This is a genomic window from Paenibacillus sp. FSL R5-0923, from assembly GCF_038009145.1.
Lineage (GTDB): Bacteria > Bacillota > Bacilli > Paenibacillales > Paenibacillaceae > Paenibacillus_AQ.
This window is the reverse complement of sequence record NZ_JBBPAT010000003.1, coordinates 88488-109247: the sequence shown is the minus strand read 5'-3', so window position 1 is coordinate 109247 and position 20760 is coordinate 88488. Positions and strand designations below refer to the sequence as shown.

Sequence of the window (20760 nt, the reverse complement as noted above, 5' to 3'; positions counted from 1 at the left end):
GTTAAGGGAGGGAATATATGGCATCGACGAAGCTGATATTCAATGCAGATGAAGTTCAGCGCCTACGAACGAAAATAGGACAGGTGAGCCAGGACACCAATCGGTTGTATCTCCAGTTGAAAGGTCAAGCTAGTAACTGGAGTGGTATACCACTCGGATCAAGTCAAGTAAAGGCTCAACTGTTGATCAACGAACTAACAGTAGAGGCGGAAAAACTGGAAGACATCATTCGAGGCGCGATAAAAGGTGTTCAAGGCGCAGAGGATGAGAATAAGCGGCAGGCAAAGCAACTTTTTCAGCAGCTCGGTGTTCTTGGCGGTATGTTCGAAAGGTTTGGGGGCGGAAGTGCAATAGGGAAGTCTTCTACCCCGACGACGGCTCAGAAAGCAGTCATGAATCTGATCACCTCGGTTGCTACTCTGAGGGGTTGGGATGAGTTGAGTAGGGATCCTATGGTGCAGAAGCTCCAGGCAACTGTTAAAAATTCAGGACTGGGAACGATCGACTCCATAGCCGCGCAAAGTAAGCTGAAGGATATCTACCTAACGCCGGATCAGATCGCGAAGGCGCAAACCGCCTATAAGGTATATCAAACATTCGGGAACCAAGCGCAAATGGATGCAATGCATAAGCTGGCGGAAGACGCACGCAAGAAGCTGGAATCCATGGGAGTCGACGCGGTTCAGTACCAGGTGGGGAAAGATCTAAGCGGCTATTTCAAGCAGGCGGCGGTCAAGTCGTGTGATTATGATCCGTCGATTACCACCAAAAGTGTACCACTTATGGAGAATGAAAAATATGCATTTCTGCTACGAATGTCGATGGAGAAAGGCACGAAGGGGGACTGGGCGAAGCAACAATTGGCAATGATGAAGCCACAGTCTACGATAGGATCATATGACCCACATGATTTTGTTTCGGATGAGGATATCTTAAATCGGAATAATCCTGAAGTAATCAAGCGATTGCAAGGTACGTACTGGTTCGACCTATCGATAGAGGAACAGGATCGGAGATTTGCAGAGACAAAGGCCTATTATGAAAAACATGAGAAGGAGGTAGCGGACAAAAACCGTCTACTGGGAAGTGGCGTTGGAAATCAGACAATTGCCAATATTTTAGAAGGCGGAAGTAGTATCCTGACCCATGCCATCGATACGGCGTCGTTTGGAATGGCAGGAACGATCACCGATTGGATTGTAGGACCGAAACCGAAGGGTTATGTAGATCCTATGGACGATCCGTACGGGAAAAAGGCTGGGCAATTTGCAGGGCAACTAATCAGCATAGGACTACCGTTTAAGTATTTAAAAGCAGTAAAGACCCCAGGCATGCTAGGGAAGTTCTCACCAACTTTATTGAAATCCATGGTATCGGGAGCAATCAGTGGTACGATAGGAGAAGCATTTGATACCATTAATGATTATCGGGATGATGGAAAGCAAAGCTTGGGTGAACGGATAGGTGCGATTGGTATCAATACCGTAATTGCAGGTGCGGGAGATGTAGCGATCAGGGCGGGAAGCAAAGTACTTGCAAGTACGATGAGATTTGTGAGTGGGAAGCTGTCGAAGATAAAGGTACCCAATTTTGAAGCGATCAAAAAGAATGTATTGGAGAACATTTGGAAAAGTAAAGCCGCCCGAGAAACCTCAAATTACGGCGAGTATTTAAAGAAAGAGAAGGAATTACTTAAAGAGATAGAGAAGAAAAAGGCTCTCGAGGGGACGGGTAAAGGGGGAGCTAACCTGACCGAACCTTCTTTATCTAATGGAGGTAAACCAAAAGGGAATTATACTAAAGGTGATTCACATGGTGTTAAGAAAGAGATTGAAACAGCAGATATCTTTGCAGATCAGGGATATGACATTGAAATGTTAGATGAAGTAAATGGTGGAAATGGACGTGGTATAAAGGAATCATCAAATCCAGATTTTCTAATTGAAGGTGAAGTATTTGACTGTTATGCACCTACAATAGATACAAATGTGGACAATATTTTAAGAAATATTAGAACAAAGACAAAATCACAGGCAGAGAGAATTGTACTTAATTTAGATGGTTTCACTTCAGAAAAAATAACTGAGATCACTGAAGGGGTTCTAAGGAAAGCTAATCCAAACGGAGATTTAAAGAACTTGCAAGAATTATTAATTGTGGTTGATGGTAAAATCACACGGATATTTGGGGGATAGATATGCATGGATTTTGAATTGTTTTTAGAATCTAATTTGAGTTGTGAATCATTGGCAGAAGTTATTGAAAAAATAATAATTAACATTTTGAACGAAAAGGTATCGATTCACAATGATGAAGAAGAAATAGTTATCGGAACTGAATACTTTTCATTGGCTCTTGAACTTGAGGATATTTCCGACATAAATTTTGTTAGAAATCATTATGACTTAGATGTTAATATTTGCATTAGGGGTCAGTTATTTGGTAACACCTTTTATCAAGGACTAGAAGCTTTGATTAAAGTTATAGGGAAGTTTATAAAACAATGTGGTGGGAATCTGTTGTTTTTAGAAAATGGTTCAGATCAGCTACTTAGAAAAGAGAATGGTCAGTTAATTGTCAATAGTGATTTGGATCAATACCAGATAAAGTACTTAACCCCAAGTCTACTTAGTCTACTTGATCATTCTTATATCGAAGAAAAATTGAAAAAATAGGGTATTTCATCCGACTTTAACGGACTACCCAGTATCGAATGAACTCATCATTAAACCAGTAACACACTTAACCTATGTAATACCCGATAGAGATTTCCTCATTTCGTTTGAACGCACAATAATACTTGACCAGTATAACCTAAATAATGCTAAAGCGTTACATAAAAACAGGTCAATTATGGTCAGATACGACTATGATTGACCTGTTTTTTGTGACCTTTGTTATCTGCGGTTTTTTCAAAATTTATTGGAACTGTAGGATACCCTTGAGCGATAGTTAAGGTAAGAAAGAAAATCATAAATCAGGACATTTACGATGGATAGATTAGTAACCTTAGTAAGGTCGGTAAAAAAATTAACAACATCTATTGCTACGATAATTACATAGTAAAAACTAACTGATGACGACCATTCGAAATATAAAGGTTAGAATATCTTTTATGCTGACTGGTTTGACCAAAAATATAGTCTGGAAATTCTAAGAAAAATTTTAGTAGGGCTGAACATGTAAGAAATACAAATCTAGATAATCTCACTGTAATCATATATATAATTTACGGGATAATAATCCGATAATAAAAGGATACATCTAATATATTTAGCAATATATTGAATTACATAGAGCATAACTTGTCATCTGTAAAACTACTTTAGGAACCATTATATAAGTGAAGTGGGGATACAGTGAAAGAGAATATCTACGCGCAATACAAAGGTGGCGAATATATTAACACGGTTAATAGGAGTGAGTTAGCGGAGGTATATAAGTGATGTTACAACAAGAACTAAAAATTGAGCAGTTAGGTATGGAGCTAGTAGGTAGCGGTGTAACTCTAAAATAGGTTAATAAAGGTGAAGCGAGGATGTGTACAACCGTTAATCCTACTTAGTTTTATGTGAGAAATGAATTGTGATTCGTTAATTTTGGATTAAGGAGGAACGTATTGTCAACAACGAAGCTTTCATTTAACGTAGATGAGGTCGAGCGTCTGCAGACAAAAGTCAGACAGGTAAGCCAAGATACCAACCGGTTGTACTTGCAGCTGAGAGGTCAGACCAATAACTGGGGTGGTATTCCGCTGGGTTCAGATTTGATACGAGCTCAGACACTTATTAACGAACTGACAGTAGAAGCAGAAAAACTGGAAGATATCATTCGAGGCGCGATAAAAGGTGTTCAAGGCGCACAGGATGAGAATAAGAGGCAGGCAAATCACCTTTTTCAACAGCTCGGTGTTCTTGGCGGTATGTTCGAAAGGTTTGGGGGCGGAAGTGCAATAGTGAAGTCTTCTATCCCGACGACGGCTCAGAAAGCAGTCACGAATCTGATCACCTCGGTTGCTACTCTGATGGGTTGGGATGAGTTGAAGAGGGATCCAATGGTGCAGAAGCTCCAAGCAACTGTTAAAAATTCTGGACTGGGAACGATCGACTCCATAGCCGCGCAAAGCAAGCTGAAGGATATCTACCTGGCGCGGGATCAGATCGCGAAGGCGCAAACCGCCTATAAGGTATATCAAGCGTTTGGAAATCAGACTCAAATGGACGCAATGCATAAGCTGGCGGAAGACGCACGCAAGAAGCTGGAATCCTTGGGTATAGACGAAGTTCAGTACGAAGAGGGTAAGGATCTAAGCACTTATTTCAAAATGCCGGCGGTTAAGGCATGTGATTATGATCCGTCGATTACTAGTAGAAGCATACCACTAGTGCAGAATGAAGCATATCAGTTGCTACTACGGACGGCTATGGAAAAAGGGGAGAAGGGAGCCTGGGCAAAAGGCCAACTGGAAGGCATTCAAACCACCATGGAACAGATGATTGCTACTGGAGTAAGTCTGGGTGCACACGTGATTACAAACCAAGGTGGAAAGGCTTGGGGAGATGTTATAAAATTGACTTCATCAGTCGCCCAACTGGATTCCTATAATCTGTTTAGAACGAATAAACCGGAGGTTCAAGCAAAACCCGAGGATTCTAAAAATGCCTTTTATAAATCGATAGACAGTTTTAAAGAGATTGGAACGGGTTTTGTAGGTACATTAAGAACTCGTGCGGATAAGGCAACAGACTCCCCTTATGACTTTTTCAACTGGTTAACATTAGGGATAACAGGAGATATTCCGGTCGGGATATATGAAGCAGCCAAAGATCGATCAGAGCATATGTTTGATTCAAAGGAGAAGTTTGCGGATTGGTTAACACTGGGAACAGTGGAAATGGCGAAAGGAGCATTTAATCCAGACGAAGCATGGTCAGCGGATCATTGGCTCAACAGTCTGGGAATGGTAACGTTGTTGTATGGTCCGGTAGAAAAATCTTTGCTTCCTACAGGAAGCGGAGGTCTAAAGCCTCCAAAAGGGTTAGATTCTGTAAAAGATTTTGAGGTACAAAAACCGTTGCCGGCATTCAGCACAAATGAAGGTTTTCAATTTAAGATAAATAATCTAGATGTAGATACCCCGGCACTTCCACAGACTCCGATGCAAATCAATTTTAAGAATGAAATGGATCGGATTTTAAGAGAGAAGATGGAAGGGAAGAGTGAGAGTAATCATTCAATAAAGGATGTGGAAGTGAAGGCGGTTGAGGGGACGGGAGAAGCAAATCTAAAAAATATAGATGGCTTTATAAAAGGAAATAAGAAATTTAATGAAGTAATTGAAGATTATGCAAAAATATACAAAGAACAAGTTGATTCAAACAAACCTTGGTCTTGGGATGATACTATCCCTGGTGGGGATAGCTTGTCTGCTGCTCAAAAAAGAAAGATAAAAGAAATGGCAGTAGCAAATGGACATATTCCTGAAATAAAGGTTACAAAAGTTGATGGAATGAGATATGGATCTGCTGATTTTGCCGGTGCAGGTGTAGTTAAAGAGACTGTTCAGCTACCAGAAAAATTTTGGAAGTTATCGGATAAAGAACAGTTTAAGTGGTTAGATGAGCAGATAGGTGGCACGAGAAGAGGAATGACGTGGCATCATACGGAAATCCCTGGTAAAATGGAACTTGTTCCATTTGGTATTCACAATATTACACCTCACAATGGTGGGCGGACGGCAGGTATGTGGGCTGACGCTCCGAGATAATATTTTTTAGGAGGTAGAGACATGGAAGTTAAGGATGAAACTATAATATATCCATTGCCGGATGATGTTCTGCTGAATGAAAAAGAAAACAAGTGGAGAATTAAATTGCCGGATGAATATAAAGAATTTATAAAAAAATTTAATGGTGCTTCTCCTGTAAAAGATAGTTTTATGTGTAACAATCATAGTTATGCAATTGATAGGTTTTTAAGTATCTTGAAGGTAACTGGGGAGAGGGATGATGAATTCTACGATATAGGAGTAGTTAGAACTCAGTTAGATGAGAGAATTGTTTCAGACGAAAACTTAGTAGGTACTGAGTTATTACCAGTAGCTGTTCTATTTGCAGGTGACTTTGTGTGTTTAGACTATAGAAATACTGATGAAACAGAGCCATCTGTTTGCGTTTGGAATCATGAAGAATCTTCAGATTTAGACCCTGTAACTTATTTTACAAGTAACAGCTTTGATGAGTTTCTAAATATGTTAACCGAATGAGTCTTGCAAAAATTTGTTTACGCCTTTTTGCTTCCATTCAAGGGTGGGGCTACCCAGTGCCGAATAAATCCATCATTCAACCAATAACACAAATAACCCATGTAATACCCGTTTAAAGATTTCTTCATTTCGGTTGTACGCACATCAAATGCTTTAATTTTATAACCTAAATAACGCTATTCCGTTACGTTGAACAGGTTGATTATGGTTAGATACCATCATAATTGACCTGTTTTTTGTTATCTTCGTTTTCTTGCGTTTTTTTCAAATTTACTTGCAATTGTAAAATACGCCGCCCCGATAGATAAGCTGTCTAAACCATCGCACCTTCTAGGATGGATAGCCCGACCATTAATATTGTCAGGACTTATCTGCATATTGTCCACAACGAACAACGAATGGACTACTTGCCGCGATGGTTATCGTGCATAAACAAATCTGGTGACGACCAGTTGACATAGACAGGTAAGGAGACGTTTCGGGCTGAGGATACCCAAAGACAAGTGAATCTTTTAATTGAATTAAAACTTTTATTTCAATCATAATCATAAAGTGAAAATTGAGGGGGGATAAAATGAAGGTTGATCCAAACACAATAATACTACCATTACCAACGGAAGATCTGTTTAAAAGAAAAGAAGGATTCTGGAGAATCAAGTTACCAAATGATTTTGTTTCATTTTTAGAAGTGAATAACGGTGGTAGACCAATAAATAGTAGTTTTAAATGTAATAATCATGACTATGCTATAGACAGATTTCTATGCTTATTAAAAACACCCAGAGATAATCAGTTAGGAATGTATGATATTGATGTAACACTAACTCAAATTGAAGATAGGCTTACCGATAACGAGGATTTGATTGGAGTTGATATTTTACCAATAGCGATTCTATTTGCTGGTGATTTTCTATGTTTAGATTTTTGTGAATCTAGAAATAATCCTAAGGTTTGTGTGTGGGATCATGAAAATTCTGGTGAACTTGATCCAATCAGCTATCATGTGGCAGACAGTTTCGAGGAATTTCTAACAATGTTATCTGAATAGAAAGCATGAAGGGCTATCAAAAAGTGTCGAATAAACCTATGATTTAACCAGTAACAACACATAAAACCCATGTAATACTTCTATAAAGATTTAGGCATTTCGTTTGTTCGTGCAGTAATGCTCGAAAAGAATAACGTAAATAACGCTATAGCGTTCAGTTAACAGGTTGATTATAGGGAGCTACTACTATAATCAACCTGTTTTTTTGCTATCTACTTATTCTTACAGCAGTGATTAGAATTAAAAAAATAAAAGAAAGGATTTAAAGTAAAATATTGGGAAGTTACGCCGATATATAGGTTAGGTGTGCGCTCCAAATACTTAAGTTTTTAAAGATGAAGTAATACATAAAGACCTGAGGGGTCGAAAAAAGTAGTGCATTGGATGGTCTAAGTGTAAGAACTGGAGGTCATAAATGGCTTTGGACAAAATGGTATTTAAAGAAGATGAAGTCGAACGCCTGCAGACAAAAATCAGACTGGTAAGCCAAGATACCAACCGGCTGTACTTGCAGCTGAGAGGTCAGACCAATAACTGGGGTGGTATTCCGCTGGGTTCAGATTTGATACGAGCTCAGACGCTTATCAACGAACTGACGGTAGAAGCGGAAAAATTGGAAGACATCATTCGAGGCGCGATAAAAGGTGTTCAAGGCGCACAGGATGAGAATAAGCGGCAGGCAAATCAACTTTTTCAGCAGTTCGGTGTTCTTGGGGGTATGTTCGATAGGTTTGGGGGCGGAAGTGCAATAGGGAATTCTTCTATCCCGACGACGGCTCAGAAAGCAGTCACGAATCTGATCACCTCGGTTGCTACTCTGATGGGTTGGGATGAGTTGAAGAGGGATCCTATGGTGCAGAAGCTCCAAGCAACTGTTAAAAATTCAGGATTGGGAACGATCGACTCCATAGCCGCGCAAAGCAAGCTGAAGGATATCTACCTGGCGCGGGATCAGATCGCGAAGGCGCAAACCGCCTATAAGGTATATCAAGCGTTTGGAAATCAGACTCAAATGGACGCAATGCATAAGCTGGCGGAAGACGCACGCAAGAAGCTGGAATCCTTGGGTATAGACGAAGTTCAGTACGAAGAGGGTAAGGATCTAAGCACTTATTTCAAAATGCCGGCGGTTAAGGCATGTGATTATGATCCGTCGATTACTAGTAGAAGCATACCACTAGTGCAGAGTGAAGCATATCAGTTGCTACTACGGACGGCTATGGAAAAAGGGGAGAAGGGAGCCTGGGCAAAAGGCCAACTGGAAGGCATTCAAACCACCATGGAACAGATGATTGCTACTGGAGTAAGTCTGGGTGCACACGTGATTACAAACCAAGGTGGAAAGGCTTGGGGAGATGTTATAAAATTGACTTCATCAGTCGCCCAACTGGATTCCTATAATCTGTTTAGAACGAATAAACCGGAGGTTCAAGCAAAACCCGAGGATTCTAAAAATGCCTTTTATAAATCGATAGACAGTTTTAAAGAGATTGGAACGGGTTTTGTAGGTACATTAAGAACTCGTGCGGATAAGGCCACAGACTCCCCCTATGACTTTTTCAACTGGTTAACATTAGGGATAACAGGAGATATCCCGGTCGGGATATATGAAGCAGCCAAAGATCGATCAGAGCATATGTTTGATTCAAAGGAGAAGTTTGCGGATTGGTTAACACTGGGAACAGTGGAGATGGCGAAAGGAGCATTTAATCCAGACGAAGCATGGTCAGCGGATCATTGGCTCAACAGTCTGGGAATGGTAACTCTGTTGTATGGTCCGGTAGAAAAATCTTTATTATCCACAGAAGGCGGATTGCTAAAGCCAAAGCTTCCAAAAGAAATAGATCTAGTGCAAGAGACTATTGATTTTAAATTATGGGAAGAAATGCCTGTTAGTGGACAAAATAAATTAACCACTGATGGATTAAGAATTATGAGTATCAGAGACATAAAGAAGTTTAAAAGCGAAATGAATTTAAATAATATAAAAGTTATTATGGATAAGAAGGGAACTATTCTACCTGAAAAGGCTGTGGGAGGTTTCAATCCAAATACTGGACAGATCGTATTAAGACCTGATGCTTCTTACTTAAGTGTAGTTCATGAATCTTATCACGCTAAGCACTATGGTGAACTTGGAAAAGAAAATTATATGAAATTAACGACTTTAGAAAAGGAAGAGTATGTTTATAGAGAAATTATGAAAAATAAAGGTGAATTTAGTATTGAAGAAATATATGAAGCACAAAGATATATATTCAAACTAAGGAACGGACAATGGCCTTTATCGAATTGGAAAGGATTTGATGAATAATGCAAGAAAGAATAAATACTAATCTAACAGCTAACCAAGCTTTGAAGATAGCTCGAGATTATAAGGATAAGTTTAAACTGTATGGAGTTATAAATGATGATATAGAAAAGTCTGTTAGATTTTATAATGAGTTTTATAGAATTAAGGGTTGTGTGTGGCTTGTTTTGGCGGATATAACTCCTAAAGATTATGAAGGTGATGACGAAATTACTTTCGTTGTTTCTGATGAAGACGGTGCTGTTGATCATGTGCTAGATCATAACGGGATACCTCAACGTTATCATATACCAAGCAATAGAAATTATAGCGATGAAGAGTTTGAAGCTATCTTTGATGAAGATCATGATGAGTAAAAGAGTCTAAACTCGAGGGGAATCAATCATTTGCCGACTCAATCCATCATTCAAACAATGACACATATATCTCATATATTACCTATATAAAGATTTTTACTATTTTGTTTGTACGCACGGCAATGCTTAGGTTTATAACTTAAATAACGCAATAGCGTTACGTCTAGCAGGTCGATTATGGTCAGATACCACCATGACTGACCTGTTTTTTTATATTCATTTTCCGGTGTTGTAGCTTGCGGTGCCAATCCAATATCCCTCCCAATTAAAGATTTCAAAAGGAGTAAAGCACCCCCAAAAGGGCTTTACTCCTTTTTAACATCTAGTCTAAGCTATGATATTATTACCTTATATTTTCCTATAAATAACAAAATATAGAGTTGGGAGGTTTATGAATGAGAGGTAAGCGTAACTTGATAATGCTGTTATTGTTTGCTTTGACGATTATACTTTCAGCCTGTAATGATAAAAAAGCTGCGATATTGTCAATGGATGAAGTACGGGATCTAGCTCAGCAAGGCGAGGCGTTGTCGTGGAAGGATTTTGAAGGTTATCCCTTTGAAGACGTCGGTTCAGGTTTGTACATCCGCAAATATGAAATCAATGATGACTACCATGTATTAGTTGGTGGCGGAAGTGTTGATACAGCTCCTCTGTATATAAATCTTGTCAAAAGAAACGGAGAAAAGATCGATATCCGTTATGATGACATCGATCATTTTATCCGAATTAAATGATGGGCTTTTAGGTTATTCAAATCTTATTCCGTTAGACATTTCATCCAAACGATCCCAGTCGAGTACTACAATTTCTTGCTTAACTTTATATAAGATCTCCATGTCGGTGAGTCGCTGAATGACACGGTTTAAATGGCGGGGAGTAGTCCCAATTAACGATGCTATATCTGGGATATAGGGTGTCTGAATTTCTTTTCCAAACTCCCGTTGGAGCTGTATCGTTAATAGATAACTTGCAAACCTTTCCTCGACAGCGCCTAGTAAGTTCGTCCGTGATGCGGATGTGCAGGTTAGAAGCTTGTAAGAAAGATGTTTCAGCAATAAATCTTTAAAGCTATGGTTATCCATTAGGTCAGACTCAACCTTTTGTTTCGGGATAAATAAGAGAGAGGTTTGTTGTACCGCTTCCACTTGGGATTGGACCACAACCTCCTGCACGTATTCAATGTCCCCGAATAATGACAAGGGTGAGCAGAACCGTAATAACAAGGATTTTCCCGTTCCCACACTAGAAGAGACCTTAGTACGCCCCTCCACTAGAAAATAAATTCCGTCCAGCTCATCGCCCTCATGCAAAATGATTTCATTCTGCTCATAGACACGTAACTGAATTAAAGCATGTTTTGATATCGTGAATACTAGATTTAGATTAAATTGTGTAATGTAATGTGCTATAAGATTTGGATCCTGAATAGTTTTCATTGCGTACTCCTTTTTGGACATCGGTCCTTTCTATTATATACGAACTCGTTATTATAGAGAAAAAGGGGAGGATATAGACGATGAAATTTATTTTTGATTTAGATGGAACCATATGTTTTAGCGGCAAACCTCTGAGTAAACGAATCGTACAAGCCTTGGATACTTTAATTGACAAAGGTCATGAGGTTATTTTTGCGTCAGCCCGACCTATTCGTGATTTGTTGCCTGTGTTGCCTGCACATATGCATCATTTTTCAATGGTTGGCGGGAATGGTGCGTTTATTGCAAAAGGTGGAGAGGTTATTTCGACTATACATTTTGACGCGCAAACTTCGGACATCCTCTTGAAATTAATTGAAGAGTTTAATGCAGCTTATTTGATTGACAGTCACTGGGATTATTCATATTCGGGTTCTGATGATCATCCCATTCGGAGAAATGTAGATCCAGAACAACGCGCCAAAAATGTAAGTCCATCTGAGCTGGATGAGCTTGTGAAAGTAGTTATTTTGAGAAGCCTAAACGGGGAACAGTTATTAGATCAGCTACATAAACTACCTGTTGTGATTTATAGACATGGTCAAGAGGACATTATAGATATTAGCCCTAAAGGCATAAATAAATGGACAGGATTACAACAATTAGGCGTAGAAATGCAGCGATTTATTGCTTTTGGTAACGATGCTAACGACATAGAAATGTTTAGACATTCCGCTCATTCAGTTTGTGTTGGAGAACACACAGAGCTTGGTGAATTGGCAACGGAAAAGGTGAGCAACGAAGAGGAACAAATTGTTAGAAAAATACTGGGGCTGATGAGTGGGCTGCAGTAGGTGTCTTGGCGGAATCGCGAGAGCAGATGCCATTGTTACGCGTATCATACATGATCTTAGCTCATCGTACAGTGCAGCACATACAGGGAAACTATAGTTCAAATCCAAAAAACCTGCCGATTCAATCGACAGGTTTTTTAAGTAATATAGATGAGGTTAGATAAGTTCTTGGCGGCGATGTAAATAACGATATAGAATACAACCGGATATCGCGCATATCGCTGCACATAATCCGATAAAACCATAACCGGCTTGAAGTCCGCGTAATAAGCCTATTTGCGTCTCTGCACCGTAAAGCCGCTTCACGCCTTCGATCACAGCACCTATAGCATAGTTGCCGATTACGCTACCCACTCCCATTAATGTGACTGTAAATGTGATGGCGGTGTCGCTACCATGTGGATATCTTTTCGCGATAAAAGCCATAACCGTAGGATAAATCATCGCAATCCCGATTCCTGCAGCGGCAAATAGAAATGCGAGCTTTTCTCCACCCAAAATTGCGGCAAACGTACACAGGGCAGAGAAGGCTGAAAAGATGATAAGCGATAGGTTAAATCCAATTTTATCAGTAACGGGTCCGAGTAGGAGTCTTGCTAACGAGAAGCAGAGAAAGAAGGTAGACAGCATCCCAGATGCAGTAACCGTATCCCACAGGTATGCTTTTTCAAGGAAATTTACGAGCCATCCGCCTACAGCAAGCTCCGACACTACTCCGAAGGAAAGGATAAGAACCATTAGCCATAAAGCAGGATCACGGACAAGCGTTTTTAAGGGAATACGGTCCTCATGTGGAAGATCGTCACCCGGAAACGTACTCCGTAAGGCAAATACAATAGGCAGTAAAGATAAGCTAAGCATTATTAGATACATTCCGCGCCAATCCAGAGTATGACCGAATATACTTACTGTCATCAGCCCTGTTGCCATTAGTGGAGCTAACGTGGAACTAAACCCGTAAAAGAAATGGGATAAGTTCATCATCGTCCCGGTATTTTTAACGAAGATACGTGCTCCCAGAATGGCAAGTCCAATCTCAAGCATTCCGTTTCCAATATACATCAGGAAGTATGAAGCCGAGAAGAGGGGATAGCTATGGGAGATGTAAATTAGAACGCCAGAGAATATCATGGATGCGAAAGCGATAATACTGACAGCCTTGATCCCCCACTTACGAACCAATACAGCTGTGAAGGAACAGGCGATCAAATAACCTAGTGCGTTTAGGGATAGAAGGGTACCCAGCTGCTTTTCGTCCAGACTGAAGTCAAACTGAATTCTTGGAATGGCTGGCCCTTTAATATTTTCCGATATCCCAAACACAATAAACCCCAAAAAGATCGTTGCCAATTGCATGGCATAAACCTTATTAAATCCGCCAAAACGCTTTTTCAACGTGAGAACCTCCAGAATCGGGTATCTTTATTGCTCGATGTCTCTGTAGTACTCTTCTTTAAGCTTCTCCCAGTGTTGTTTATCGTCCTCTGTAATTTCTCTTAGCACTCTGCAAGGATTCCCCACTGCGATTACATTGTCAGGGATATCTTTAGTCACGACGGAGCCTGCGCCGATGATTACATTGTTGCCGATATTTACCCCGGGATTGATAACGGCATTTCCGCCAACCCAGACATTGTTTCCAATGGTAATCGGTGTACCGAATTCGAGCAGACTAATACGAACGTCCGCATCTATAGGGTGGCCAGCGGTATATACGCTTACTCTAGGTCCAAAGAGAACATTCTCACCTATCGTTACTTTTGCTACGTCCAGGATAATGCAGTCGAAATTGGCGTAGAAGTTATTTCCGACGGTAATATTGCTGCCATAATCGCAGCGGAAAGGTGGCTCAATATGCAACGATTCACCTGTAGACTCGAATAATTGCTTAAGTAATTCTACTCTATATTCGCCTTGTTCTTCCGTCGTATTGTTAAATAAACGAGTGAGCATTCTGGATCTTTTACTATCTCTAGCTAATTCTTCTCCACCAGCCATGTAAAGCTTTCCTGCAATCATATTCTCTTTGTTTGTTGCCATTCGTAATTCCTCCTGAAGTTCTTGTTGGTTTTAGATCTAATCGATAATGCAAATGTTAGGGTCATAAAAAATACTTACCGGCGCTTCTCAACCAGCTGCAACGAATAGGTCAAGCTTTCCAGCGTGATCGCAATTAATCCGTTCATGTAATAATCATCAGGGTGATCCAGCACAATTAGATGAGGCATATGCTCTTCTGGAATGAACGCCAGACAACTTTGATAGATATGTGGCACATCCTCTTGTCTAACTTGTTCACCTGTGAGCGCAATCGTCTCAGGGTTAATAACTGCCGTCAATGAAGCGATGGTATGAGCTGCCAATGGGATAAACGTTTCTGTCTGCCCCAAACGAATGAATTGCTCGTCACGCGAGATTCCAAACGGTAAAAATGAGACTTCGCCCGCGAATCTAGTATTGCCTTTGTGGATATGCCCGTCGATCATCATCCCTGAACCTGGAAAGGCACCTTTGATAAAGGTCAACACGACGATGGTCTTATCCTCTTCGTAATCCTGCTGTTTATAGAATCCGTAAACGGTTAGATTCATGTCATTTTCAACTGTGACTTCAACCTCGTATTTCTCTCTGAGGAGTGACTCTAAGGGAGCATGAATTAAAGTGTTGATATCACAAATATTGATGACGCCTCGGTGAACCAGTCCCGGGATTCCAATGCCAACGGCTTTGATGTTGTTATAGGCTTGAATTAGTGTGCCTACTAAATGATCAATGGTTGTAGCGTCAATACTCTCAGCCTTGATATATCCATCATCTACACGTTCGCCAACAGAATTCGTTACTGCATAGGTTAAGGATTGTTGGCCATCTTCAATTTTGGCATAGATGCATGCGATGTAGGAGAAATCGGCATTATAGATGAATCTTCGGGCCGGCCGACCTCCATTCGAAGCCTCCAGCTCCGTCTCAATGACTTCACCTGTCTCCATAAGCTCATTCAGAATATTTCCGCAAGTGGCAATACTTAACCCGGTGGCGGTTGCAATCGTTGATTTGGTTCCTTCTTTCATCGATTTCAAGGCTTGCTTGATGAGCTCCTGATTTATCTTTTTAACACGAATAGAATTGTTTGCGATTTGGTTTATTTTATTCACCTCTAGACTTTTGAAAATAGTTATTAAAAGTATTATCAATACTATAACTTGGTGTTTTATAATTGTCTATATTAGTTGAACTTAAGATTTTTCTATTAAGGTAATTGTGTGACTGCGGTGAATGCTTGGACTTCCGGCCGCTGTTGTCCTCAGATTTCTTGACTATATACCGTGTTTCACGGTTGAACTCCGGAGACAAAGGCGGGCGCTATCGCTCCTACAGTTCCAAGCTTCCCCTCCGCCACTCTTCCTTTTAGAATGTTTTTAAGTTCAAAATGTCTAGCCGATAACCTTATAATAAAAAATCGTGGCATGTAATTCACCATTTGCTGATATCGCATAGCTCGGAATACGTCCAGCTTGTATGTAGCCCATTGAAGTATAGAGGAGGTTGGAAGGGTCGCCTTCTCTTGTATCAAGCACTAATAACGATCGTTCTTCCTGCTTAGCTCTTTCTTCAGCCTTTTCCATAAGAGAACGAGCAATACCATTACGACGATAATTAGGGTGTGTCATTAGCTTTGCGATTTCGGCTCGGTGTCTTCCGTTTGCTTTTGTACATAAATGTAGTTGTACACTTCCCACGATAATATCATTCATTGTTGCGACAAAAAGAATCACATCGGGCGCCAAAACATTGTGCCAATATGATGTAGAGTCTGACGGATCTAAGGGTGGTAAAAAACCAATGGAGGCTCCATCCTCCACCACCTGTATTAGAAGCTTTGAAAGCTCATTAATAGATTCCTTAATCGTAAATAATTGTTCGATTCTGACATTGCTAACCATATAAATTCCTCCAGCACTTATAAGTTTAAAAATATAGCGAAATCATAACTGAATACATATAATTTGTATAACGAATTTTATAGATCTTAATCATTAATATTTTGAATCATAGAGGGTGTTATCCATGGACTTATCTCAATTAGAAGCTTTTTTGGCGGTATGCAGAATTCGAAATTTCACCAAGGCCTCAGAACATCTACATATCTCCCAATCCGCTGTTACTGCAAGAATAAAAGCTTTAGAAAACTCCGTGGGCAAGGTGCTCTTTACTCGTGATAACCGGAATGTTAGCTTAACGCAGGCAGGGATATCTTTTGTTCCATATGCTGAGCGGATGCTTCGTTTGTTTGAAGAGAGTAAGGTAACTCTATCCGAAGAACTGGAGAACTATATCATTTTGAGTGGACCCGGGTCCGTATGGCATTATTATTACCTGCAGCATATTCTTTCATTTAGACGTGATCATCCCAAGGTAGCTATCAAATTCCTAAGTTATATTGATTCTAGCTATATGATCCGTGATCTTTTGCTGGATGGAATAGTCCAGGTTGCTATTAAATATGACCCGCCGGAACATCCTAAGGTGACCAGACATCTCCTGTTTGAAGATGAGATTATTCTGGTCTCCACACGATTAAGAGAAACGCCTGTAAGCAGGGAGGATTTTTTTCAGCGGGAGTATTGTCATTTAGAGTGGGGAGGTCCGTTTCCGGAATGGTTTACTAGTATCGTTGGAGCGGGCTATGTGCCGACACTTCAGACCGATCACTCAATGATTATGCTGGACATGCTGCTACTAGGAGCAGGCTTTGGATTTCTACCACGATCTATAGCCCAACCTTATCTCGATCAACAGAAGCTATTTCAACTTCAATGTGAGTTAGACACGCCGATTATAAAGGCTTACGCTCTTTATTTAACTGAGAATGCAGAAGATATTCGTGTACGGCTTGGGCTGGAGATGCTTGGGGTGGATAGGTAAGTTGTATCTGGATTGTATCTTATTTTAGTCTAGTCAGAACCATGTTCTGGGTGGCTTTTTTATGTGGAATTATGGATTCTAGTAAAAATGTACATAGTAGGATGCGTCTAGTTCATAGGTGATTTCGTTATATGTAGTAGAGTGAAAGATTGGAGGGGAAATGAAATTAGCGAGGACAAATGGATCGTAGAAGCACAGCAAGGGAATGAAGCAGCCGTGGAGTTATTAATTCGGCATACCTATAGTGATGTCTATCGATTTATCAGATGGAAAATACATAATGATGAATTAGCTTGGGATCTTGCACAGACCGTATATGAAAAAGCATGGGCTAAGCTCGACAGCTATCAAAATGAACACGGAAGCTTTCGAGCTTGGCTGATGGCAATCGCACAAAATGTCTGCATTGACTATTTTCGCAGTAAAAGTACTCGGCAAGCAGAGTTGAACCAAAGCATATCTGATGAGATCACAGTTGACGAAGATTTTTTAGAAGGCATATTACTTCGTGAAGAGGTTAAAACGGTATACGCCGCAATCTGCTCACTTCCAGACGATCAAAGAGATGCACTCTTATTAAGGTATAAATATGAATTTACGTTTACAGAAATAGCTGCAATAACCCATGAACCGGAATCTACAGTGAAATCTAGGGTGAGCCGCTCTTTATTAAAACTACGTGAGCTACTTAAGCAGACCAAGCCAAATGCTTTATCCCACCCTTTTAAGAAAGGAGTAAAGAAATGAGCACTCAACGTAATGAACAAGATTACATGAAATTGAATTTACAGCACGAGATGACGTCAGAGGAACTGAATGAGATCTTGACTCATATTAAGTATATTCCTGAACCGCCGCTACTTGACGGTTTTGCAGAAGAAGCAATGAATCGATGGAGAAGCTCCAAGCGAGCTTTACGGGCGCAGGAATCTCCAGTTCCTCTATCGGCTCGGCAACAGATAAAGATTCTTTTTTCACAAGGATGGTGGAGAGAGCTTGTACTTGGAGTGATCTTGTTTGTAATTGGATATCTAGCTTTAAGTGTTACAGAGATGGTCAGTCCTATGTTTATTTTGTCTATTGTGGGTTGCATGCCTTTACTGGTGGTCGTCTCCTATACGGCGCGTAATACACTCTGTGGGATGGGTGAACTTGCACGGAGCTTTCGAATCCCTCTGCATAAGTATGTACAAGCACGCTTCCTTATAGCAGGTGTGATTTCAATACTGCTTAACCTTAGTGTTACCGCAATGGCATTCCCAGTAAGGGATCATGAACTGGTGTTCCGTACGACACTGTTATGGTTCATTCCGATTCTAATCAATGGGGCTGCAGCGTTAGTATTGTCTGGTCAGATCCGTAATTTTAGACATCTGACGACTGTGCTCTCCATGCTGCCTTTTTTTTGGATGCTTCTCTTTTCAGGAGAAGTGGTAGCGAACTGGGCAACCTCCGTCCAATTACTTGGATTGATGGGACTCACTATTCTGTCAGTAGCTATTTTTACGGTGGCTATGATCTTTCAATCCAGAATGCTGAGAAAAGGAGGTTTTCTGATTGGAGCTTAAGCTGCAGGGTATCGAACATAATTTCGGCAAGAAGCGGATTCTGAATAGCATTAACCTTACTATGTCTCCTGGTGTGTATGGCCTTCTAGGTCCCAACGGAACAGGAAAAACGACATTGATGCGTATTGTAGCAGATGTTCTATATCCAACTCGTGGAAAGGTACTGTTGAATGAACAGAACAAGGATGAGATGGGGGATTTGTACCGGGCTCAGATTGGTTATTTGCCACAAGATCTGGGGATGTACAATCATTTTTCAGCTCGCGATTTCTTGTATTATGTTGCCGCACTAAAGGGGCTGTCCAAGAAGGAGGCAGGCGACCGTATAGAGGTGTTGGCTCAAACGGTGAATCTATCTGGAGAGATGGATAAAAAATGCGGAAAGTATTCCGGCGGCATGAAGCGTAGACTCGGCATCGCTCAAGCTTTGCTTAATCATCCGAGCATTCTCATTCTGGATGAACCGACGGTAGGGTTAGATCCTATGGAACGCGTGCGATTTCGAAATCTGATTTCTGAAATTTCAGCTGAGCGTATTGTTATTTTGTCAACCCACATCGTTTCCGATGTCGATCATATCGCCAAGCAGGTGCTTCTGATGGGGCGAGGAGAGCTACTCCGTCAAGGAACGATTAAGGACTTGACCTTTGATTTGGAAGGGGAGGTTTGGGAGGCAGATGTCCCTGGACGGATGCTCGCTCAAATCGAAGAAAAGGGTACTGTGGTTAACGTACAGCAGACAGATAACGGATTAGCGCTTCGGGTAGTTAGTAAAGATCCACCATGTGAGGACGCAAGGTTAGTGAATCCTTCACTAGAGGATGTATATATGCACTACTTTCGGAGGGGATAATTCGCATGAGACGTCTGATTATATTTGAGTTCCGTAAAATCATGATTCCTAGAGTCTGGATTTCCATAGCAGGAGGTTTGGCGATTGCAATTTTCTATTTTATCAGCTTCTATCCATCCGGTACAAATAGTCTGTTGGTTGTAAATAAGGAAAAACCCGAAGTTATCGCTGCACATACGGGACCGATTCAACCAGAGTTAGCTCTTAAATACGCACCAAGGCTTAAAGAAGAATATGCCGAGGATAGCGTGGGATCTAAAGAGCAAAAAATGACTCGAATTCTGGAGCAGCGTTATGCAGCTTCGGCTTATAGTCTGGATCTATTCAATAAAAATTTGAACGATTTAAGAGGGCAGAAAGCTCTGCTGGAGAGGCAGGATCAAGGGTCATATGTATTAAAAGATGTTACGAAAAGACTTTCAATGCTGGAAGGAATTCGGCCACCCGGATTTTATGTGACAAATGACTGGGGATCTCTGTACAGATTTTTTTCAATCCCGGGTGTAGGCAATATTCTGATAGGTCTGATTCTAGTCTTCGCTTTGGCACCACTATATTCCGGTGAGGCAAATTATAGAATGGATTCACTTATTCTATCCAGTAAATATGGAAGATTGAAGATTGTTACTGCAAAATTGTTAGCGGGATTTATAGTAACCGGTGGATTTGTGACACTTTTTTACGGTGTATGTGTATTATTTTCTTGTTTGCCATTTGGTTTCGTGGGTTGGAATGCGCCCTTGAATAGTTACTTTGTAGAGAGCCCATATGACTTAACCCAGCTTCAGGGCATGCTCTTAAAATATGCCGTAACCTTGCTAGCAGCATGTGGCCTTTTATTATTGACTGCGCTGATCTCCGCTTTGTTTCGGAGCAGTCTAAGTACTCTTGGACTAGCGGCATGTTTAGTCATGTTGCCTTATTTCTCACTGCCAGGTGTTGTTGGTGATTGGATAGATTTTTTGCCATCAGGTGTAATCATGAGCACATCCTTAATCGAAAAATATGTATCTTATAATATTTTTGGTATACCGATATTGTATCTGACCGTATCCATCGTTTCGGTGATAGTTATAGGTGTGATTGCTACGCTACTCCTTCCAAAGGCGTTTGAACGTCGATTAAAGGCTTGAAATGTAGATAGACGCCTACCTAAGTGCC

The 20760-nt window shown here is 40.6% G+C and carries 20 protein-coding genes; 14 read left to right on the top strand and 6 right to left on the bottom strand.

All coding sequences use genetic code 11. From position 1 onward, the window contains the following. Window positions 1-17: 17 nt before the first annotated feature. The 7 genes from MKX35_RS31390 to MKX35_RS31360 all read left to right on the top strand — a co-directional run bounded on the left by MKX35_RS31390 (window position 18) and on the right by MKX35_RS31360 (window position 9980). On the top strand, window positions 18-2195 hold the full coding sequence (locus MKX35_RS31390; protein WP_256716438.1) for a CdiA C-terminal domain-containing protein: 2178 nt from the start codon (window positions 18-20) through the stop codon (window positions 2193-2195). Window positions 2196-2201: 6 nt separating this feature from the next. Then, window positions 2202-2675: a hypothetical protein gene (locus MKX35_RS31385; RefSeq protein WP_076301094.1), complete on the top strand. Its 474-nt coding sequence runs from the start codon at window positions 2202-2204 to the stop codon at window positions 2673-2675. A gap of 944 nt (window positions 2676-3619) precedes the next feature. After that, window positions 3620-5767 (top strand): HNH endonuclease signature motif containing protein, encoded by a 2148-nt coding sequence (locus tag MKX35_RS31380; RefSeq protein ID WP_341044543.1) that lies wholly within the window; start codon window positions 3620-3622, stop codon window positions 5765-5767. 21 nt (window positions 5768-5788) lie between these two features. Continuing rightward, entirely contained in the window at window positions 5789-6265 is a 477-nt protein-coding gene (locus MKX35_RS31375; RefSeq protein ID WP_076287097.1) for an SMI1/KNR4 family protein, read from the top strand. A gap of 574 nt (window positions 6266-6839) precedes the next feature. Further along, on the top strand, window positions 6840-7313 hold the full coding sequence (locus tag MKX35_RS31370; RefSeq protein ID WP_076287098.1) for an SMI1/KNR4 family protein: 474 nt from the start codon (window positions 6840-6842) through the stop codon (window positions 7311-7313). Window positions 7314-7728: 415 nt separating this feature from the next. Then, window positions 7729-9627 carry a zincin-like metallopeptidase toxin domain-containing protein gene (locus tag MKX35_RS31365; RefSeq protein WP_341044542.1) on the top strand — a complete coding sequence of 633 codons (1899 nt, stop codon included), beginning with the start codon at window positions 7729-7731 and terminating at the stop codon, window positions 9625-9627. Continuing rightward, window positions 9627-9980 carry a hypothetical protein gene (locus MKX35_RS31360; protein WP_081383105.1) on the top strand — a complete coding sequence of 118 codons (354 nt, stop codon included), beginning with the start codon at window positions 9627-9629 and terminating at the stop codon, window positions 9978-9980. Before MKX35_RS31365 ends, MKX35_RS31360 begins: the two co-directional genes overlap by 1 nt. 71 nt (window positions 9981-10051) lie before the next feature. Here MKX35_RS31360 and MKX35_RS31355 read toward each other — a convergent pair whose 3' ends face one another. Then, a complete protein-coding gene (locus MKX35_RS31355; protein WP_179086756.1) occupies window positions 10052-10228 on the bottom strand; it encodes a hypothetical protein in 177 nt (58 codons plus the stop codon). 147 nt (window positions 10229-10375) lie between these two features. Here MKX35_RS31355 and MKX35_RS31350 point away from each other — a divergent pair, with 147 nt between their 5' ends. Further along, window positions 10376-10717, top strand: coding sequence for a hypothetical protein (locus MKX35_RS31350; protein ID WP_076301130.1), 342 nt, complete (start codon window positions 10376-10378; stop codon window positions 10715-10717). Between the two features lie 12 nt (window positions 10718-10729). On the opposite strand, the gene MKX35_RS31345 is transcribed toward MKX35_RS31350, so the two are convergent. After that, complete coding sequence (locus tag MKX35_RS31345; RefSeq protein WP_076301129.1) at window positions 10730-11419, bottom strand: Crp/Fnr family transcriptional regulator; 690 nt, start codon at window positions 11417-11419, stop codon at window positions 10730-10732. 80 nt (window positions 11420-11499) lie between these two features. On the opposite strand from MKX35_RS31345, the gene MKX35_RS31340 reads away from it, so the two are divergent. After that, window positions 11500-12252: an HAD-IIB family hydrolase gene (locus MKX35_RS31340; protein WP_076301128.1), complete on the top strand. Its 753-nt coding sequence runs from the start codon at window positions 11500-11502 to the stop codon at window positions 12250-12252. Window positions 12253-12408: 156 nt separating this feature from the next. Here the strand turns inward: MKX35_RS31340 and MKX35_RS31335 are convergent, their stop codons facing one another. The 4 genes from MKX35_RS31335 to MKX35_RS31320 all read right to left on the bottom strand — a co-directional run bounded on the left by MKX35_RS31335 (window position 12409) and on the right by MKX35_RS31320 (window position 16196). Continuing rightward, window positions 12409-13608, bottom strand: a complete 1200-nt coding sequence (locus MKX35_RS31335) for an MFS transporter (RefSeq protein ID WP_076301133.1) — start codon at window positions 13606-13608, stop codon at window positions 12409-12411. A gap of 66 nt (window positions 13609-13674) precedes the next feature. After that, window positions 13675-14292, bottom strand: a complete 618-nt coding sequence (locus MKX35_RS31330) for a sugar O-acetyltransferase (RefSeq protein ID WP_042186427.1) — start codon at window positions 14290-14292, stop codon at window positions 13675-13677. A 74-nt stretch (window positions 14293-14366) separates the two neighbouring features. Beyond that, window positions 14367-15323: an ROK family protein gene (locus MKX35_RS31325; RefSeq protein ID WP_081383106.1), complete on the bottom strand. Its 957-nt coding sequence runs from the start codon at window positions 15321-15323 to the stop codon at window positions 14367-14369. A gap of 363 nt (window positions 15324-15686) precedes the next feature. Beyond that, window positions 15687-16196 (bottom strand): GNAT family N-acetyltransferase, encoded by a 510-nt coding sequence (locus tag MKX35_RS31320; protein WP_076301127.1) that lies wholly within the window; start codon window positions 16194-16196, stop codon window positions 15687-15689. 124 nt (window positions 16197-16320) lie between these two features. On the opposite strand from MKX35_RS31320, the gene MKX35_RS31315 reads away from it, so the two are divergent. From MKX35_RS31315 to MKX35_RS31295, 5 genes are all read left to right on the top strand, one after another. Beyond that, the gene (locus MKX35_RS31315) at window positions 16321-17178 is read left to right on the top strand and encodes a LysR family transcriptional regulator (protein ID WP_076301126.1); all 858 of its coding nucleotides are present in this window, start codon (window positions 16321-16323) and stop codon (window positions 17176-17178) included. A gap of 141 nt (window positions 17179-17319) precedes the next feature. Continuing rightward, the gene (locus MKX35_RS31310) at window positions 17320-17925 is read left to right on the top strand and encodes an RNA polymerase sigma factor (protein WP_179086755.1); all 606 of its coding nucleotides are present in this window, start codon (window positions 17320-17322) and stop codon (window positions 17923-17925) included. Then, complete coding sequence (locus tag MKX35_RS31305) at window positions 17922-18746, top strand: hypothetical protein (protein WP_076301125.1); 825 nt, start codon at window positions 17922-17924, stop codon at window positions 18744-18746. Before MKX35_RS31310 ends, MKX35_RS31305 begins: the two co-directional genes overlap by 4 nt. Next, the gene (locus MKX35_RS31300; RefSeq protein WP_076301124.1) at window positions 18736-19599 is read left to right on the top strand and encodes an ABC transporter ATP-binding protein; all 864 of its coding nucleotides are present in this window, start codon (window positions 18736-18738) and stop codon (window positions 19597-19599) included. Before MKX35_RS31305 ends, MKX35_RS31300 begins: the two co-directional genes overlap by 11 nt. 5 nt (window positions 19600-19604) lie before the next feature. Further along, complete coding sequence (locus MKX35_RS31295) at window positions 19605-20732, top strand: hypothetical protein (protein WP_076301123.1); 1128 nt, start codon at window positions 19605-19607, stop codon at window positions 20730-20732. The last annotated feature ends 28 nt before the right edge of the window (window positions 20733-20760 follow it).

Excerpts from the sequence above, each read along its gene's own strand:
- MKX35_RS31390 (WP_256716438.1), top strand. The coding sequence starts at position 18 with ATGGCATCGACGAAGCTGATATTCAATGCAGATGAAGTTCAGCGCCTA.
- MKX35_RS31385 (WP_076301094.1), top strand. The coding sequence starts at position 2,202 with ATGGATTTTGAATTGTTTTTAGAATCTAATTTGAGTTGTGAATCATTG.
- MKX35_RS31375 (WP_076287097.1), top strand. The coding sequence starts at position 5,789 with ATGGAAGTTAAGGATGAAACTATAATATATCCATTGCCGGATGATGTT.
- MKX35_RS31370 (WP_076287098.1), top strand. The coding sequence starts at position 6,840 with ATGAAGGTTGATCCAAACACAATAATACTACCATTACCAACGGAAGAT.
- MKX35_RS31365 (WP_341044542.1), top strand. The coding sequence starts at position 7,729 with ATGGCTTTGGACAAAATGGTATTTAAAGAAGATGAAGTCGAACGCCTG.
- MKX35_RS31360 (WP_081383105.1), top strand. The coding sequence starts at position 9,627 with ATGCAAGAAAGAATAAATACTAATCTAACAGCTAACCAAGCTTTGAAG.
- MKX35_RS31350 (WP_076301130.1), top strand. The coding sequence starts at position 10,376 with ATGAGAGGTAAGCGTAACTTGATAATGCTGTTATTGTTTGCTTTGACG.
- MKX35_RS31345 (WP_076301129.1), bottom strand. The coding sequence starts at position 11,419 with ATGAAAACTATTCAGGATCCAAATCTTATAGCACATTACATTACACAA.
- MKX35_RS31340 (WP_076301128.1), top strand. The coding sequence starts at position 11,500 with ATGAAATTTATTTTTGATTTAGATGGAACCATATGTTTTAGCGGCAAA.
- MKX35_RS31335 (WP_076301133.1), bottom strand. The coding sequence starts at position 13,608 with ATGCAATTGGCAACGATCTTTTTGGGGTTTATTGTGTTTGGGATATCG.
- MKX35_RS31330 (WP_042186427.1), bottom strand. The coding sequence starts at position 14,292 with ATGGCAACAAACAAAGAGAATATGATTGCAGGAAAGCTTTACATGGCT.
- MKX35_RS31325 (WP_081383106.1), bottom strand. The coding sequence starts at position 15,323 with ATGAAAGAAGGAACCAAATCAACGATTGCAACCGCCACCGGGTTAAGT.
- MKX35_RS31320 (WP_076301127.1), bottom strand. The coding sequence starts at position 16,196 with ATGGTTAGCAATGTCAGAATCGAACAATTATTTACGATTAAGGAATCT.
- MKX35_RS31315 (WP_076301126.1), top strand. The coding sequence starts at position 16,321 with ATGGACTTATCTCAATTAGAAGCTTTTTTGGCGGTATGCAGAATTCGA.
- MKX35_RS31305 (WP_076301125.1), top strand. The coding sequence starts at position 17,922 with ATGAGCACTCAACGTAATGAACAAGATTACATGAAATTGAATTTACAG.
- MKX35_RS31295 (WP_076301123.1), top strand. The coding sequence starts at position 19,605 with ATGAGACGTCTGATTATATTTGAGTTCCGTAAAATCATGATTCCTAGA.